Source organism: Terriglobales bacterium (assembly GCA_035457425.1).
Classification (GTDB): domain Bacteria; phylum Acidobacteriota; class Terriglobia; order Terriglobales; family Acidobacteriaceae; genus JACPNR01.
In genome coordinates this window covers 1-17,485 of the sequence record DATIBR010000185.1, presented here as the reverse complement: position 1 = coordinate 17,485, position 17,485 = coordinate 1, and the positions used below count along the sequence as shown (strand labels likewise).

13 protein-coding genes are annotated in these 17,485 nt (G+C 68.5%); 3 read left to right on the top strand and 10 right to left on the bottom strand.

Annotated elements, in window-relative coordinates; translation table 11 throughout:
* On the bottom strand, positions 1 to 1,670 hold a 1,670-nt coding region (gene selB / locus VLA96_14690; protein ID HSE50451.1), incomplete at its 3' end, for a selenocysteine-specific translation elongation factor.
* 116 nt (positions 1,671 to 1,786) lie between these two features.
* Between selB and VLA96_14685 the strand changes: the two genes are divergently transcribed.
* From VLA96_14685 to purF, 3 genes are all read left to right on the top strand, one after another.
* Positions 1,787 to 2,509, top strand: a complete 723-nt coding sequence (locus VLA96_14685) for a hypothetical protein (GenBank protein ID HSE50450.1) — start codon at positions 1,787 to 1,789, stop codon at positions 2,507 to 2,509.
* 320 nt (positions 2,510 to 2,829) lie between these two features.
* Positions 2,830 to 5,196: a phosphoribosylformylglycinamidine synthase subunit PurL gene (gene purL / locus VLA96_14680; protein ID HSE50449.1), complete on the top strand. Its 2,367-nt coding sequence runs from the start codon at positions 2,830 to 2,832 to the stop codon at positions 5,194 to 5,196.
* A gap of 82 nt (positions 5,197 to 5,278) precedes the next feature.
* Positions 5,279 to 6,736, top strand: a complete 1,458-nt coding sequence (gene purF, locus VLA96_14675) for an amidophosphoribosyltransferase (protein ID HSE50448.1) — start codon at positions 5,279 to 5,281, stop codon at positions 6,734 to 6,736.
* Between the two features lie 61 nt (positions 6,737 to 6,797).
* Here the strand turns inward: purF and VLA96_14670 are convergent, their stop codons facing one another.
* The 9 genes from VLA96_14670 to VLA96_14630 all read right to left on the bottom strand — a co-directional run.
* Complete coding sequence (locus tag VLA96_14670) at positions 6,798 to 7,739, bottom strand: alpha/beta hydrolase (GenBank protein HSE50447.1); 942 nt, start codon at positions 7,737 to 7,739, stop codon at positions 6,798 to 6,800.
* An 85-nt stretch (positions 7,740 to 7,824) separates the two neighbouring features.
* Positions 7,825 to 8,511: a hypothetical protein gene (locus tag VLA96_14665; GenBank protein HSE50446.1), complete on the bottom strand. Its 687-nt coding sequence runs from the start codon at positions 8,509 to 8,511 to the stop codon at positions 7,825 to 7,827.
* 144 nt (positions 8,512 to 8,655) lie between these two features.
* Positions 8,656 to 9,225, bottom strand: coding sequence for a hypothetical protein (locus VLA96_14660; protein HSE50445.1), 570 nt, complete (start codon positions 9,223 to 9,225; stop codon positions 8,656 to 8,658).
* Positions 9,226 to 9,248: 23 nt separating this feature from the next.
* A complete protein-coding gene (locus VLA96_14655) occupies positions 9,249 to 9,998 on the bottom strand; it encodes a hypothetical protein (protein HSE50444.1) in 750 nt (249 codons plus the stop codon).
* Positions 9,995 to 11,329: a hypothetical protein gene (locus VLA96_14650; GenBank protein HSE50443.1), complete on the bottom strand. Its 1,335-nt coding sequence runs from the start codon at positions 11,327 to 11,329 to the stop codon at positions 9,995 to 9,997. Before VLA96_14650 ends, VLA96_14655 begins: the two co-directional genes overlap by 4 nt.
* A gap of 10 nt (positions 11,330 to 11,339) precedes the next feature.
* Complete coding sequence (locus tag VLA96_14645) at positions 11,340 to 11,702, bottom strand: STAS domain-containing protein (protein ID HSE50442.1); 363 nt, start codon at positions 11,700 to 11,702, stop codon at positions 11,340 to 11,342.
* Positions 11,703 to 11,712: 10 nt separating this feature from the next.
* Positions 11,713 to 12,870, bottom strand: a complete 1,158-nt coding sequence (locus VLA96_14640) for a hypothetical protein (GenBank protein ID HSE50441.1) — start codon at positions 12,868 to 12,870, stop codon at positions 11,713 to 11,715.
* Complete coding sequence (locus tag VLA96_14635; GenBank protein ID HSE50440.1) at positions 12,861 to 14,111, bottom strand: glycosyltransferase; 1,251 nt, start codon at positions 14,109 to 14,111, stop codon at positions 12,861 to 12,863. Before VLA96_14635 ends, VLA96_14640 begins: the two co-directional genes overlap by 10 nt.
* Before the next feature lie 16 nt (positions 14,112 to 14,127).
* Positions 14,128 to 17,485: tetratricopeptide repeat protein (locus VLA96_14630; protein HSE50439.1), on the bottom strand; the 3,358-nt coding region annotated here is incomplete at its 5' end.

The window sequence follows — 17,485 nt, the reverse complement described above, 5'->3', positions numbered from 1 at the left end:
TGCAGCAAGAGCGTAACGATCTTATGGGCGCGGGCCTTGTCGACTTTCAGGCCGGCGAGGACGTCTTTGAGAGCGGGGACCTTGAGGCCGGCGGAGGCGAAGGCCTGCTCGATGACGCGCTGCGACTCGGCTTCCTCGTCCTTCATCTGGACGCCGCGGCCGGCGACGCGCACCTGGTCGCCGGCGACCTCGATGGCGCCCTGCCTGGTGAGCGCGCGCAGCACGCCTTCGAAGATGTCGGCAGGGATGCGGAGGCGAGTGCGCAGGTCTTCCTTGTTCATGCCGGCGACGAGCGGATTTTTGGCGTGGAACTGGGTGATGGCGTTCTGCACGCGCTTGCGCGCCTCGGCGTAAGCGGGGACGTCCATCAGCGTGGAGCCCTGCTTCACGACGCGGTGGATGGCGTTCAGGCCGGCGACCACGGCGTTGGCGCGTTGCTCGGTCCACCCGGTCTCGGTGATGAGCTCGGCGAGGCTGAGGCCGGCTAGGCCGCGGCGGGCGAGGCGGGCGACCACGATCTCGGCGGGATCGCCGCCGGCCAGCGTCTCCAGGAAGGCGGCGCGCTGCGCGGCGGGATGCTTGGGGAGCGGGTCGGCGTCGAGCACGGCGCCGCCGCCGATGGTCACGACGGGGGAGAACTGGCGAAGGATGAAGCGGTCTCCGGGGAGGAGCAGCGTGGGCTCGGCCAGGCGGAGCTGCGCGAAGCCGGTCGAGCCGGGGGCGAGTTGCTTGTCGCCGACGAGGGCGACTTCGGCGATGGTCTCGGCAGTGAAGGCGTGGAAGTGGACGCGGGCGTGGTCCTTGAGTGGCTTGGCGGAGGGCAGGAGCGTGAGCGCGACGTCGAGGCGCTTGGTCGCGCGGAAGACCTTCGGCGGCGCGAGGACCATGCCGCGGGCGAGCTCGGCCTTGTCGACGCCGGCGAGGTTGAGAGCGGTGCGCTGACCGGCGCGCGCGGCGTCGGCGGAGGCGCCGTGGACCTGCACGCCGCGCACCCGGACGCGCTTGGCGATGGGGAAGACCTCGAGCTCGGCCTCCTTGGCGACGGAACCGCTGAGGAGCGTGCCGGTGACGACGGTGCCGTGTCCTTTCATGGTGAAGACGCGGTCGATGGGTAAGCGGAAGAGCGCGGCGTCGTCGCGCGCGGGGGCTTCGGCGGCGGCGCGGGCGAGCTCGCGCTTCAAGTCGTCGAGGCCGGTGGCCTTGAGCGACGAGACTGGCACGATGGGCGCGCCTTCGAGGAAGGAGCCGCGCAGGAAGTCTTCGACCTCGAGGCGGACGACGTCGAGGGTGTCGGGGTCGACGAGGTCGGACTTGGTGAGCGCGACCAGGCCGCGCCGGATGGCGAGCAGGCGCGCGATGTCGAAGTGCTCGCGCGTCTGTGGCTTGATGGCTTCGTCGGCGGCGATGACCAGGAGCAGGAGGTCGATGCCGCCGACGCCGGCGAGCATGTTGCGGACGAACTTTTCGTGGCCGGGGACGTCGACGAAGCCGATGCGGAGCTGCTCGCCGGCCGGGCCCGGGAGCGTCATGTGGGCAAAGCCGATATCGATGGTGATGCCGCGGCGCTTCTCTTCGGCGAGGCGGTCGGCGTCGATGCCGGTGAGCGCCTTGACGAGCGCGGTCTTGCCGTGGTCGATGTGGCCGGCGGTGCCGACGATGACGGACTTCACGGGTGCCAGTCTACAAGCATCCCTGATTGGCGCGAATGCTTGGCAACGATTCGGAGAGAGGCGTATTCTCGGCGCACCTTTCCAGAGCAACGAGTCCCAGCAAGAGGAGGGCTCTCATGTCTCGTCTCACCAACGCGGTCATCCTGCTTGTGGGTTGCGGGCTGGTCGGCGCAGCACGTCCACAGGATGCCAAGCCACCGTTTGAATTCACCCAATCCCGGCAGCAAGTGGTTCCGGGAGGAACGTTGCGCGTGGTGGCGTATGGGGACGGCCTGGATATCCAGTCGCTCGAGGTGACCCCTGCCGAAGGCGTGACCGTCGGCGCACTCAAGGAGCAGCCGCCGGACCCGAAAAGCCGCGCGCAGAGCAAACCCGGCGTCCGGGCGTGGGCGTTCGACGTCGCCGCGGACAAGAGTGCGGCCCCCGGCGAGAGAGCGGTGGTTGCCGTCACAGCGCAAGGGCGCAGCTATCCCCGCAAGGTGCGGGTCGTGACGCATGAGCCAGTCATCTCGGAACTCAAAGTGACTTCCGCCTCGGCGAACGGCGAGGTGGGTTTGCGCTTCGCTGTCGTCGACAGTGCCGGCGATATCTCGCCCAAGAAACCACCATCCATCACCGCCATCATGGACTGCGCCAACTACATGCTGTTCACCGCGACCGAGGCCGACAAGATCGTGATGAAGGACAAGACGCATGGAACGGTCACTCATCTAGCGAAGTTCGGCAGCATGGGACGAGAGGTCAACGTCAAGCCGGGGTACTGCACAGTGAAAATCTCGGTGATGGATGCCGAGTCCATCCAGAGCAACGACCTCGAAGCCCGGGCGGAGTTCAAGTAACCGGCCTGAGGAATGCGACCACCGACCTTCCTGGCGGTGGCGGTGTACGTGGCGCTCAAACGATCGCGGAGCACACGGGCGCCGCAAGCAGAAGAACGAACCCGGCGCGCTGGTTGGCGTCGCCGGGTGAGCCTGCACTGCTTAAGATCAGGACAGGGTAGTGCGTTACTTATCTAGTTCTGATGCGGGAAGTGGCTGCCGGTTTGTCCGCTTGGTGTCGTCGGCGGAAGCCGACGCGGACTGCTCCATGGGCGGACCACGGCACGGCTGAAGCGGTGCCCTTTCTGTCTTGCCGTCATGCGACAATATGATCTCCCCTTATGCCGACGACCACGCCCGCCGCCGCCATCACCCCAGAGGTCATCGCAGAACACGGCATCACGCCGGAGGAGTACCAGAAGATCCTGAAGTGGCTGGGGCGGGAGCCCTCGCTGACGGAGCTGGGGATCTTCAGCGTGATGTGGAGCGAGCACTGCTCGTACAAGTCGTCACGGGTGCACCTGAAGCGGCTGCCGACGCGGTCGAAGCTGGTGGTGCAGGGCCCCGGGGAGAACGCCGGGATCATCGACATCGGCGAGGGCTGGGCGTGCGCGTTCAAGATCGAGTCGCACAACCACCCGTCGTTCATCGAGCCGTTCCAGGGAGCGGCGACGGGGGTGGGCGGGATCCTGCGCGACATCTTCACGATGGGCGCGCGGCCGATCGCGGTGATGGATTCCTTACGCTTTGGACCCATCACGAAGAGAGCGATCCGCGATGAGCGATCAGCGATCAGCGAAAGCGACGCGGCGACGATCCACAAGAACCACGCATTGCTGGAGGGCGTAGTGAGCGGGATCGCGCACTACGGCAACTGCTTCGGCGTGCCGAACCTGGGCGGGGAGACGAAGTTCGAAGACTGCTACTCGCAGAACCCGCTGGTGAACGCGTTCGCGCTCGGCATCGTGCGGCGCGACCAGATCTTCTACGCCAAGGCCGCGGGCGAGGGGAACCCGGTGATCTACGTGGGCGCGAAGACGGGGCGCGACGGGATCCACGGGGCGACGATGGCGTCGGAGGAGTTCTCGGAGGAGTCGCAGGCGAAGCGGCCGAACGTGCAGGTGGGCGACCCATTCCTGGAAAAGCTCTTGCTGGAAGCGTGCCTGGAAGCGATGCACTCGGGCGCGGTGGTCGGGATCCAGGACATGGGGGCGGCGGGGCTGACGTGCTCGACGTGCGAGATGGGCGGGCGCGGCGGCGTGGGCCTGGAGATCGAGCTCGACAAGGTGCCGCAGCGCGAGACCGGCATGAACGCCTACGAGATCATGCTGAGCGAGTCGCAGGAGCGCATGCTGCTGGTCGCCGACAAAGGGCGCGAGCAGGAAGTGCTCGACATCTTCGCGAAGTGGGGGCTGGACGCGGTGGAGATCGGCAAGGTCATCCGCGAGCCGAAGATGCGGGTGTTCGAGCACGGGGAGCTGGTGGCGGAGATCCCGAACGACGCGCTGACCGAGGACGCGCCGGTGTACCAGCGCCCGGTGGAGCGGATGGAGCCGAAGTTCCCGCGCGAGATGCCGAAGGGGATCAAGCTGGACGCGAAGCGCGACTTCACCGCGGACCTGAAGCGGGTGCTGGCGGCGCCGAACATCTGCTCGAAGCGGCGGGTGCACGAGCAGTACGACTCGATGGTGCAGACCAACACGGTGGAAGGGCCGGGGCTGGAAGCGGGCGTGGTGCGCATCAAGGGGACGCAGCGCGCGCTGGCGATGGCGCTGGACGGCAACGGGCGCTGGTGCTACCTGGATCCCAAGCTGGGCGCGATGCACGCGGTGGCGGAGGCGGCGCGCAACGTGGCGTGCACGGGCGCGCGGCCGGTGGCGGCGACCAATTGCCTGAACTTCGGCAACCCGGAGAAGCCGGGCATCATGTGGCAGTTCTCGCAGGTGGTGGACGGTCTGACCAAGGCGTGCGAAGAGCTGGAGACGCCGATCACCGGCGGCAACGTGAGCTTCTACAACGAGACGCTGGGCGAGGGGATCTATCCGACGCCGGTGGTGGGCGTGGTCGGGATCCTGGACGAGGTGCAGCGCGCGACGCAGATGTGCTTCCGCGAGGCGGGGCGCGCGATCGTGCTGCTGCGGGGCTCGGAGCCGGGGGACGCGACCGACGCGGAGCAGGAGTTCGGGTCGTCGGAGTACGCCAGGGAAGTGCTGGGGGCAGTGTGGGGATTCCCGCCGGCGCTGGAGCTGGAGCAGGAGCACGCGCTGCAGCAGTGCCTGGTCAAGGTGATCGGCGAGGGCCTGGTGGAGAGCGCGCACGACTGCTCGGAGGGCGGCCTGGCGGTCGCGCTGGCGGAGGCGTGCTTCGGGCTGGGCGTCTTGGGCAAGGTCACGGGCGCGACAGTGAACCTTAGTTCCAACGGCCAGGGAGCGGCGGCGGCGCTGTTCGGGGAAGACGCGAGCCGGGTGGTGATTTCGTGCGACGAAAAACACGTCCCGGCCATCCAAAAGAGTGCGCTAGAATACGGTGTAGCAGCGGACCTCCTCGGGCACACGGCAAACGAACAATTCAGCGTTTCGCTAGACGGCCAGCCAACCGTGACGGCGAAGGTGTCGGAGCTGAAGGAGGCGTGGGAGAGGGCGCTGGAGCGGGCGCTGCACGCGGGGACGGAAGAGCACCTGGCGCCGGACGTGCTGCAGAAGAGCTAGCTGCGAGTTCTTAGTCGCGAGTTGCGAGTGGCGCGGCCACTGACGACTAGGAACCAACAACTCGCAACTCGACGGGGACGCGATGAGCTTCGACAAGTTCAAAGACGAATGCGGCGTGGTGGCGATCTACGCGCACGCGGAAGCCTCGAAGCTGGCGTATCTCGGGCTGCACGCGCTGCAGCACCGCGGACAGGAGTCGGCGGGCATCGTGTCGTCCGACGGCGCGGCGCTGCACGTGCACAAGGCGATGGGGCTGGTGGCCGACATCTTCACCGAGCCGGTGCTGGCGCAGCTGACCGGGCCGCTGGCCATCGGGCACACGCGCTACTCGACCGCGGGCGACTCCGCGCTGCTCAACGCGCAGCCCATCATGGTGGACTGCAACAAGGGCATGATCGCGCTGGCGCACAACGGGAACCTGGTCAACGCGCACCTGATCCGGCAGAAGCTGGAGCAGCAGGGCTCGATCTTCCAGACGACCTCGGACACCGAGGTGATCGTGCACCTGGTGGCGCAATCCAAGGAACAGACGTTGCCGGAGGCGATCGCGGACGCGCTGCGTCGCATCGAAGGCGCGTTCTCGCTGGTGCTGATGACGCGCGACCGGGTGTTCGCGGTGCGCGACCCGCGCGGGTTCCGTCCACTCTCGATGGGGCGGATCAAGGGCGCGAACGGGGCGGGCGCGGGGTCGCTGCCGAGCGGCCAGGTGGGCAACGACACGATCGTGTTCGCGTCGGAGACGTGCGCGTTCGACCTGATCGGCGCGCAGTACGAGCGCGACGTCTCGCCGGGGGAGATGGTGGTGGTCGGGCCGGAAGGCATCAGCTCGCGCTTCTACCATTCGACGGCGCAGCCGCAGTCGGCGTGCGTGTTCGAGCACGTGTACTTCTCGCGGCCGGACTCGATCATCTACGGGCGCTCGGTGCAGGAGAGCCGCGAGCAGCTCGGCCGGCAGCTGGCGAAGGAAGCGCCGGTGGAGGCGGACATCGTGGTGCCGGTGCCGGACTCGGGCGTGGTCGCGGCGACCGGATACTCGGAAGAGAGCGGGGTTCCGCTGCGCTTCGCGCTCATCCGCAACCACTACGTGGGGCGGACGTTCATCGAACCGGAGCAGCGCGTGCGCGACTTCGGGGTGCGGCTGAAGTTGAACCCGGTGCGCCACCTGCTGAAGGACAAGCGCGTGATCCTGATCGACGATTCGATCGTGCGCGGCACCACCAGCCGGAAGATCGTGCGCATGGTGCGCGAGGCGGGGGCGAAGGAAGTGCACTTCCGCATCTCGTGCCCGCCGACCATCTCGCCGTGCTTCTACGGGGTGGACACGCCGTCGAAGTCGCAGCTCATCGCGGCGAACAAGTCGATCGAGGAGATCCGCGACTACATCGGCGCGGACTCGCTGGCGTATTTGTCGCTCGAAGGGATGAAGGCAGCGTGCGGCGAGGGCGACCGCCTGACCTACTGCACGGCGTGCTACACGGGGAAGTATCCGACGGCGTTCATCGACATCGCGGAGCTGGAGGCGAGCGCGAAGAAGTGCTGAAGTAGAGTCGCGAGTTGCGAGTCGTGAGTTGCGAGAGGGCGCCGCGAGGCGCCCTTGCTCTTTACAGGAGAGTTTTTGCGGGAAGGTGCGCCGCATAGAAGTCGAGGACGCGGGTGCGGAACTGTTCTGGCGCGATGGCGGAGGCGCCGCAGTGGCCGGCGCCCTGGACCTCCCAGAGTGTCACGAGGCGCGGGTTCGCGGCCCGGATGAGCTCCGACTGGCGCGGGCGCAGCGAGTGATCGAGCGTCCCGTGGATGAGCAGGACAGGGACGCGGGCTTGCTGGACGGCCCGGGCGGGCGAGGCCTGCACCATGTCGACGTCGTATTTCGAGCGCGCGTAGCGCAGCCCGATCTCGACGGCGGGCGCGAAGATGAGCTTGGCGAGCGCGGGGTGGATGTGCAGGTAGGCCGCGACCTTGTCGTAGGCGGCCTCGCGGAAGTCGCCGAAGGGTGACTCGGCGACCACGCCGCAGAGGCGCGGCTCGGCGCGCACGGCCTGCACGATGATGCCGGCGCCCATCGACTCGCCAAAACCGAAGACGCAGACGGGTTGCCGGCGCGCGTAAAGCCAGTCGGTCCAGGCATGGACGTCGCCGGCCTCGCGGAGGCCGTAGCCGGCGAGCGCGCCGCCGCTCAGGCCGTGGGCGCGGACATCCGGAAGCAGCACGCTGTAGCCGTGCTCGAGGAAAAGCCGCGCGAAGCCGCCGACGCCTTCGCGGTTGTCGCTCACGCCGTGCAGCAGGATGACCGCCGAGCCGTTCCAGCGCGCGGGGGTGGCGTGCCAGGCGGCGAGCGTCGTGCCGTCGGGCGCGGTGAGGGAGACGTCCTCCAGCCGCGCGCCCATCTCACGGGCGATCTGGCGGGCTTCACGCTCGAAGTGCAGCGGACGGTGCCCGGGGTGCAGCGCGTACTCCGCCAGCACGATGCCGGCGGCGACGGAGAACAGGCAGTAGGCTGCGATCAGTGCGAGCGCAAGGCGGTATGCGAGCGCGCGGCGGCTCATGCCGGGAGATACGGGCCGGCATTCAGCCGAGTTCCGCAAAAGTCCCGGGCTGCGGGGTCGGCTACCGGCCCGGGGCGCGCTCCGTTCAGGAGGCGGCTCGCAACTCGGGACTGGGCGCGGCGTACTCGTCGCCGAGGTTCTCCATCAGCGCGGCGACGACGGCCTGCTTGGCTTCTTCCAGCGGGAGCGGCGGGATGACGGTGATGCTCCCCAGCAGGGCGGCGAGGGCAAAGTAGCGGACGCGGTTCTCGCGCATGAAATCCACCGGGTACTCGGGCTTGCGGAGGTGGGCGGCGACCGGGTCGGCGTCGAGCAGGAAGGCGACGTCGGGGCGGGGCACCATCCAGTGGACGAAGCGGACGTAGGCGCGGGTGAGGGGGTTGGAGAGCGGGAGGTTGGCGAGCTCGTCGAAGATGTAGCGGTCGAGGATGACGACGTCGGCGCCGGAGCGCATGGCCTGGGAGACGACCCAGACGAGGTGGAGCGCGTCGAGGAAGTAGAGGCCGTGGCGGGCAAGCGTGAGGTACCACTTGCGGACGTTCTTGTCGCGGCGGTTGACGGGCTTGCCGGGGGCGCCGACGCCGATCTCCGACTTGTAGACCTTGTGGACGAAGCCTTCGCGGTAGCGGCAGCCGACGACGACGTTGTCCCAGAAGGCGAGCAGGAGGTCGCGCAGGCCGAGCTCGGCGAGACACGCACGGACGTTGGCGATCTGCGTGGTCTTGCCGGAGCCGTCGAGGCCGGAGAACGAGATGAGAATGGGTCGCTTCATAAGTCTTGTCGTCGGTCGTCGGCCCTCGGTCGTCCAGAGTGTCGTTGGTCGTTCGCAAAGATCGCTAGCTAAGGTCGTTGGTCGTCGGCCATGCCGAGTCGTCGCGGGCGAGGACCGACGACCGCAGGCCGACGACGGTTCCAGTTACGGCGCCGGCGTGGGCGTGGTGGCGGTGGTAGCGCCCGGCGGCCGCGAAGACGTCCCCTTCGACAGGCCGTAGACGATGCCGACGGCCGCGCCCGCGGCGGCGATGGCGCCAAGCTTGATGAGGAGCGAGCGCACCTGGCGCTGCTTCGCCGGAGCGATGGCGGTGCCGGCGGGCTTGGAAGCCGCGCCGCCGACCGTGATCGCTTCGCCGGCGGCTGCGGTGCCGGCGGGCTCCTGCGGCTTCGAGGTCGACTGCGCAGGCAGCTGCGACTGCGCCGGCTGCGCCGGCTGCGACGCCGAAGGAGCGTTGGGCAGGGTCCCGTACTTCTGCACGTAGGGGTCGGTCTCGGCTGGCGGCTGCTGGTCGGGCTGCGCGGTCGTCTGCGCGGGCTCCACCGGGCCCTGTGCGGGGTCGGCGGTGATGTTGGGCTGCTGGGGCTGCGGGGCGGCCTGCTGCTGCTCCGGCGGCGGCGTGGTCTGCTGCGTCTGCGCGAAGACCTGCGGGACGCCGCAGAGCAGCGCGACCAGCGTGAACGCCAGCGCGCGGGTGAAGAGGGGACGGTTCATGGTGACCTCCAGGGGATGCGGACTCATTTGGGTTCTACTTTCTGGGTGAAGGCCGGGACGCCGGCGCCATCGTGCAGGGCGCGCGGCGGCTTGGCCGACTCGAGGACGCGGTAGACGTCGGCGTCGCGATCCACGAGGTTGCGGAGACGATTCTTGGCGTAGCGCCAGAGGTTGGGGAGATCGGTGCGGTACCAGCAGTTCTCGGTCATGCGGGGCGAGAAGCCGCAGACGACGCGGAAGTGGCGGGCGGCGAGTGCGGGCGAGCGCAGCAGCGCCGCCGTGAGGCGGTGATTGCCTTCGAGGATGAGCAGGGGCCGGCGCTCGTCGACGCCGACGAGCAGCACCGTGCTGCGGGAGCGCTCGGTGGAAAGCGCCGCGCCGATGCCGCGAAGTTTTTCGGCCATGCGCTGCTCGCGGCGCTCGAGTCGCGCGGCGCGCTGGCGGAGCTGCTTCGCGATGTCGGCGATGTAGTAGCTGCCGCGCGCGATGCGGCTCCATTGCGCGCGCGGGAAGACGCGGACGCGGGCGAGGTCGGCAGGGTCGAGCTCGAGCTCCCACCACTGCGTGCCGGCGGGCAGCTCGCGCCACATGTGTCCGCGGCGGCGGAACAGGAGCGCGCGGCGCAGCGCGTTCTCGGTGTCGTCGGAGAGATCGGGGGAGCGCACGACCTTCTCGAACATGGCGCGGTCGCGGTCGTAGTCGCGCTCGTGGAACTCGTTGCGCAGGAACTCCGCGATGACTTCGGCTTCGGTGAGGCGGCGCAGCTTCTTCACGCGGCCTCCGCGAGCGGGATGTGCCTGGCCGGCGGCACGCGCCGGAAGAACGGCACGGCGACGGTGACCAGGAGCAGCGACATGAGGACGACGAGCACGGTGATGACCTGGCGCAGGGTGTCGTGGAAGAGCGCGACGCCGGCGACGACCAAGCCGGCGAAGAGCAGCTGCAGCCAGCCGGTGTTGGCGATGCGGCGCGACATCTCGTAGGCCATCAGCACGACCGCGAGCGCGTAGATGGCGGTGTTGGCGGCGTAGAGCCCGAGCAGCGGCTCGGCCTCGTGGAAGCCGGGGCCGAAGAGCGTGCGCATGACGGCCGCGGGGAAGAGCTGGAGCACGCCGAGGAAGCCAAGGAACATCGCGAGCACCAGTGCCATGGGTACGGCGACGAGAGTGCGGCTGGTCTTCTGCGCGACGCCGTCTTTGCTGCTGGCCTCGGCGGTGACGGGGAACATGGCGGCGATGACCGACCACGAGGCGTAGAACAAGACGCGGCCGACGAGTGCGACGGCGGCGTACTGGCCGGCGCGGTCGGCGGGGAAGAGGTGCTTCACCATGATGAGGTCGGTGTTCATGATGACGACCTGGCCGACGAAGAAGACGATGGCCTGGCGCCCCTCGCCGGCGGAGAGCGGCGGGCACGGGGCCGCGTCGCCGCGGAACATCGCCTGCGGACGCGGCAGGAAGTACGCGGTGACGACGGAGAGCACGATGGCGACGACCGCGCCCAGCGCGCCGAACTTCCACACCAGCGCGACCGCGAGCAGGAACTTGGCGACCGCTTCGATGGAGTAGTTGGCGGCGAGGCGCGGGAAGGCGCACGTGCCCTGGAAGATGCCGCGCTTCACGCCGAGCGGGACGTAGAAGGCGATGCCGGCGGCCATCAGCAGCATGATCCAGACAGTAGGAAAGCGCAGGAAGCGGGTGAGCGGCAGCGAGAGCGCGACGAGCAGGGCGCCGAGAACCGCGCTCACCTGCCAGGCGCGGAGGCGCAGGCGGCGGTACACGGCGGTCCTGGCGGCGGCGGAGTCGGAGCGCGCGACATACTTGGCGCACACGATCTGGAAGCTGAGGGTGAGCGCGGAGGCAAGCAGCAGCAGGCTGACGCTGGTGGCGACGTGGCCGAACTGCGCCGGGCCGAGCCGCTGCGCGACGTGGACGTTGTAGGCGAAGTTCACGCCCGCGACCACGGCCGAGCTCACCAGCATGACCAGGCTGCCGCCCAGGATGCGGGAGTGGTGCGAGGCGCGAAAGCGCTGCACGCGCGCGCGCAAGCCGAGCGGAGCTGCTGCTTGAGGCGGCAAGGTCTCCGAGATGGCGGAATCGGTCATGTCCTTCTGTCTAGGCGGCGAGCTGGCCGGGCTCGCCGGTGGTCTTCTGCAGGCGCAGCGCGTTCGGCAGGAAGCCGGAGTAGCTGCGCGCGGCGTCGGTGGAACTCTCGTAGATCTCGAACAGGCGGTCGGTGCGGGTCATCTCGAGGATGACGGCGGCCTGGGGCGAGAGGGACGACAGCTTGACGTCGCCGTCGCGCTTCATCGCCTCGTTCATGCAATGGAGCAGCATGTCGACGCCGGCGGCGTCGATCTGCTTCACGCCGGAAAGGTCGAGCACGATCTGGGGCCGGTCCGAGTGGAGGAAGGGCAGCACCTCGCGGACGAACTTGCGCGACTGCTGCAGATTCAGGCGCTCGGGAACACGTTTCACGACAACGGGCCTACTCGTTTCCATATCTCCTCGCGACTGCCAGGTTCGAGGGGAACTCCGCACGTTCGGCGGAACGGTCGAGGTCCGGGGACTGCAACGCCGCTGCAGGCGTGTGCACGGCCGCCGGAAGGTCGCTCGGTCTCTCCCGCCGGGACTTGCGGAAGAATCCGAGGAAGATCTGCTTGGGCAAGAAAGCGACGAGCGAGGCGGCACTCGCCAGCGCGCGCACGGGCGCGTGGACGGAGAGCATGCCGACCAGGCGCGGGTCGGTGAACTCCACCTCGACATTGCGCTTGAGGTCGGCGACGCGGCGGAAGCCGGCGACGGAGCGGACGACGTCGAGCCCGGCGCCGATGTAGGTGAAGGGCAGGACGCTGGCTTCGTCGACGACGGAGCCGCAGTCGACCTCGGCGTAGCGCTCGACGGTGGAGCAGCGCGTGACGACGGCGGAGGCGCGGATGACCGCGCGCGCGCCGATGAACGAGGGGGCGAGGAGGCGCGCGCCACGATCGATGCGGGCGCCCTCGCCGGCCCAGACGCCGGGCTTGAGCTCGCGGCCGGCGGGTTTCAGGCCGATGCGCTGCATGAGGCCGTCGCGCGCGAGCTCGCGCAGGTCGTGCGCGGTGGCGAGGGCGTTGCCGTATCCCTGGAACGGATACTGGGTGCACGGCACGCGGCACTCGGTGAAGCGGTGACGGAAAAGGAACGCGGCGTCGTTGCGGCGGCTCGCACTGATGGCGAACACACCGAACTCGACGCCGTCGCGCACGGCGGCGGTCACCCGCGCGCCGCTGTCCAGATGGAACTGCACCAAGTGGTCGAAATCGATCTCCGCATAGGGGCCCAGGCGGAGAGCGAGAACGACTTCGGCGCCGTTCTGCGCGAACTCGGAAAAAACCTGCTCGGCGGCGCGCCACTCCTCGCCCGGCTCGGTGACCTGCCAGGCGACGCCGGCGAGCGAGTGGGTGCGCACGGCGGCGAGGGCGTCGCCGCCGGAAGTGGCGGCGATGATGGCGACCTCGTCCACGCCCTGCCGGCGCAGCCGCTCGGCCACGTGCTGCACCATCGGCTTGCCCAGGACGTCGAGCAGCGCGATGGGAACGCCGGCGAACTGCTCGGCGGGACCTTCGGCGGGCGGCGCCACAATGATGATGGCCCTTACATCCACGTGGACCACCTGGGAGCGGCGGCGCGGAAGAGCGCCGAACGCGAAGGGATCCAGACCGGCAGGCGGCGGAAGCGCTGGATGGGCTCGAGCGCCTTGGCGCGCTGGTGCAGGTCGAAGGTGCGGAGGTACTGGCGGATGATCTGCGGCATGGTCATGCGCAGCGCGGCTGAGAAGTTCTGCTCGGCCATCTCGCGCTGGCGTTGAGAATCGTTGAGCAGCGAGGTCAGCTCGCCGGCGAGGCTCTCGGGATCGCCGGTCTGATAGAAGCTGAGGGCGAGGCCTTCGTCGACGGCCATCTCGCGGAAGTCGGGGATATCGGCGCTGAGGATGGGCACGCCATACTCGCAGGCGAGGTGGGCGACGCCGCTGGAGCCGGTCGCGGAACTGTAGGGCATCACGCAGACGCTGGAGGTCGAGAACAGCTCGGGGATGCGGTCTTCCTGGACGTAGCCGGTGAAGGTGATGCGGTCGCAGTCCTGCCAGCGTTCGGCGACGCTCTCGACGTAGCCGGGGGTCATGGGGTGGTTGCCGCCGGCGACGATGAGGCGCGCGTTGGGGACACGCTCGGCGACGATGCCGAAGGCCTCGATGAGGAGCTCGAGGCGCTTGTAGGTGCCCCACTTGCCGAAGGCGACGATGCGGTGCTCGGGATTGCCGCGACTGGAGAAATCGGGATACTCGGGGCGTGCGGACAAGATGCCGTGGGCGCGCCAGTGGACGTTGTCGCCGCTGTACTTCTCCATCAGGGTGCGGCGGTAGGCGGGCAGCAGCACGCTGACCGAGTTGGCCATCAGCAGCATGCGGGTGGCGACGGAGCCGGCCAGGCGATAGAGGCGCGGGAAGCGGACGCCGGCGTCCTTGAGGTCGATGTTGTCCATCAGGTGGTGCAGGGTGACGTGGGTGTAGAAGCCCATCGCGCGCACGAGCGCGGGGATGGCGAGGCCGAAGAAGGCCGGCACCGGCTTGTCGCCGAAGGTGGAAAACAGCAGGTTGAACCAGACGACGTCAGGCTGGCAGTCGCGGATGGCCTTCAGCAGGCGCGAGGGATTGGAGTAGGAGTTGAACTCCCAGCAGCGCTCGACGCTGAACTCCTCGAGCTCCGGCTCGCCGGGGTCGATGGTGTCAGCGAGCACGGTGACACTGAGCAGCGGGTCGCGCTGCAGCTCACGAGCGATATGGAAGCCGTACTCATTCAGCCCCCGCCGGCTAGGCGGAAAGGCAGTCACCAGACAAATCTTCATTGGGCCCCTCTGGCGCTTAAAAGAGCGTCAGTCTTACGACAGGTCGGAACTTGGACTGATCGCGGCCAGTGAAATTGAAAAAGTTCTGTTGCTCGATCCCTATGGAGAACCGCAGTGGATACTCGACGGGAACCTCGCCGGACCCGTCCGCCAGCGAGCGGCGGAAGGGCCTTACATAAGAGATGAAGAAACTGCTCTGCATGTTGTCATACACATGAAATCCCTGGCCGCGGGAGAAAGCGAAGTCGCCCTCCGCGCTCCAGCGACTGTTGGGCTCGTACTTGAACTGGAAGGCGGGGCGCATCATCTGGGCGGTGGCGTAGGAGACGTCCTGGACGCGCCAGGCGCGGACGTACTCGCCCAGGGCGCGGGCGGTCAGCTTGTCGCCGAACTTGCGCTCGTAGCCGATCCAGGTGGAGGTGGTGAAGTACTCGCGGATGAGGGGGTCGAACTGCAGGTCGCGGGCGGAATAGCCGGTGATGAGGGCGTTGCGTCCCCAGGGCCGGCCGACGCGGAATTCGAGCTGGCCGGCGAGATCGCGGGAGTTGAGGTTGCGGTCGGTGAAGGGCCCGGCCTCGTGGTAGGCCGAGGCGCGCAGCGACAGCCAGTTGAAGAACGACGTGGTCGAGAGGTGAACGAACTCTCGGAAGAGGTTCTGGTTGAGGGCGACGCCGGCGTTGGCGTCGCGGCGCATGGTGTACTGCACGCCGGCGTTGAAGCTGACGGTCTCGCCGCCGAGGCGGAAGGTCGGGTTGATGCCGCCGTTGAACGCGTAGTCGGTGGTGTTGCGGTCGAGGATGAGGCCGAGACCGGGCACCGAGGAGACGCCGCGCGCGTTGCGCACCTGGAAGAAGCCGCTGATGGGCGGCAGTCCGTTCTGGTGGACGCGGTAGCCGGCGGTCAGGATGGACTCCAGCGGCATCTTGGGGGAGGGCATGAGGGCGGGGTCGGTGATGCCGAACAGCTTGGCGTCGAGCTCGTAGATGGTGGCGTTCTCCATGATGCCGTGCATGGCGAAGTCGCTCTGCAGGCTGAAGCGGGGCGTGAGGCGCAGGCCCTCCTGGCCGGCGACCTCGAACATCTGGCGCTGGGCGACGTCGTTGGAGCTGTCGAGGGTGTTGGCGCGGGCGAAGGCGGCGAGGGCGCGCGGCATGTCGTGGCGCTGGCGATAGACGCTGCCGGAGACGAGCTGGTAGTCGTAGTTGCTGGAGTAGTCGCTGGGATCGCCGAGGGAGGCGAGCTGGGCCTCGGCGTTGAGTGAATCGCCCTGCGCCAGGTAGGTGTTGGCGAGGCCGAGCGCGACGACCTCGGGACCGGCGCCGGCGTCGGCGGCGCGCTGGTAGTACTTCTCGGCGAGCGTGAACTCGTGCGCGGCGAGGAAGATGTTGGCAGCGGTGACGAGGTTGTCGGCGGTGACCGGGCTGGCCTCGCCGATGCGCGCTTCCGCGAAGGCGAGCGCGACCTGCTGCTTGGCGTCTTCGTAGTCCTTGCGGCGGGCGAAGACCTTGGCGATGGCGAGGCGGGCGTCGACGCGGTTGGCGTCGGGCGCCTCGAGCGCGCGGGTGAAGCGCTCCATGGCGGCGTCTTCGTCACCGAGAATCAGGATGGCGTCGCCGGTAGCGAGCAGGACCTCGGACTGGTCGGAGCCCTCGCGCTCGGCGGCTTCCACGTACTGGAAGGTCTCGCCGCGGTGACCGAGCTGGGCGTGGGCGTGCGCCATCTGGGCGTAGATGGGCGCGACGTTCTCCGGCTGGAGGCGCAGCACCTGGTTCAGCTCCTCGAGCGAGCCGGCGTAGTTGCGCGCGTGGTAGAGCGTGTCGGCGAGCGCGGTGTGCAGGCGGATGTCGTCGGGCGAGTACTTGAGGGCGGCGCGGTATTCCTTCTCCGCCTTGTCGAGCACGCGCATCTGACGGTAGGCGGTGGCGCGAGCGAGGTGCGTGGCGCCGGATTCGCCCATGAGTTTCTCGGCGGCGTCGGCTTCGTCGAGCGCGACGCGGCCCTGCTTGAGCTGGAGCGCAGCGAAGGCGAGGCCGAGGTGGGCGATGCCGTTGTTGGGCGCGAGCTTGAGCGCGGCGCGGAAGTCGTCGGAGGCGAGCTGCGGGTTCTGCAGGTCGTTGAGGACGTAGCCGCGGTTCACGTAGCCCTCGATCATCTTGGGATCGCGGGCGATGGCGCGCGTGTAGTCGTCGACCGCCTGGTCGAGCAGCTGCGACTGCTTGTGGACGTGGCCGGCGAGCAGCGGGAAGTTCGCTTCCTTGGGCAGCAGCTGCTCGTACCTGGTGACGAGTGAGAGCACGTCGTCGTAGCGGCCGAGGTTGTAGAGGGCATAGCCGAGATAGACGGAGCCGTTGCGGTCGCGCGGCATGCGCTCGATGACCTTGTAGCCGAGCTGCGCGGACTCGCGGAACTTGCCGGCGTGGAAGAGGTAGCGCTCGCGCTCGCGCATGACGCGCGGGTCGTCGTTCATGCTGCCGACGGCGCGCTCGACCCAGAGCTTCGCGAGGTCGAACTTGCGGGCCTCGATGGCGGCGTTGGCGCCGTTGGCGACGACCACGGGATTCCTGGGCGCGCGCTTGTAGGCGAGCTGGTAGTTGGCCTCCGCGCGGGTGAAGTCGTGCGCGTCGGTGTACATGTCGCCGAGCGCGACGTAGGCGACGTAGTCGTCGGGATAAGCCTTTGCCAGGCGGTTGAAGAACTCCTCGGCCTGCGCGCGGTTGCCCTGCTCGCGGGCGAGGTATCCGAGCGACTCGAGCGCGAAGCGGTTCCTGGGATCCTTGGCGAGGATGTCGGCGTAGAGCTTCTGCGCCTCATCCTGGCGCTTGGTCTTCCAGTAGACGCTGGCGAGGGCGAGGGCGGCGTTGGTGTTGGCCGGGTCGAGCTTCATCGCCTGCTTCAGGTCGGCCTCGGCGCCGGCGAAGTCGCCGGAGCCGGTCTTGATGGTGGCGCGCACGCGCAGGAACTCGGCCATGGCCGGACCTTCGACGTGGATCCTGGAGATCTCCTGCTCGGCCAGGGCGAGCTGCTGCTTCGCGGCGGCGTCGTTGTTGGTCTGCTTGTAGAGCTCCGAGAGGTTGAGGCGGAGCTGGATGGGGTAGAGCTGGCCTTCGGGGGCGCCGCCTTCCGGCAGGTGCGAGAGCGCGAACAGGTACTCGCGGATGGCCTCGTCAGGACGATTCTCCTGCTTCGCGATGGAAGCGCGGATGGCGTGCAGGCGGTAGTGGTTGGGGTCGAGCTGCGTGGCGCGCGCGAGGAACTGCTTGGCCTTGTCGGGATCGCCGGTGCGCAGCAGCGCCTGCGCCGCGCTCAGCTGGTAGCCGATGTGGCCGGGCTTGCCGCTGGCCGCGCGCTGGTAGCAGGCCGCTGATTCCTTCAGG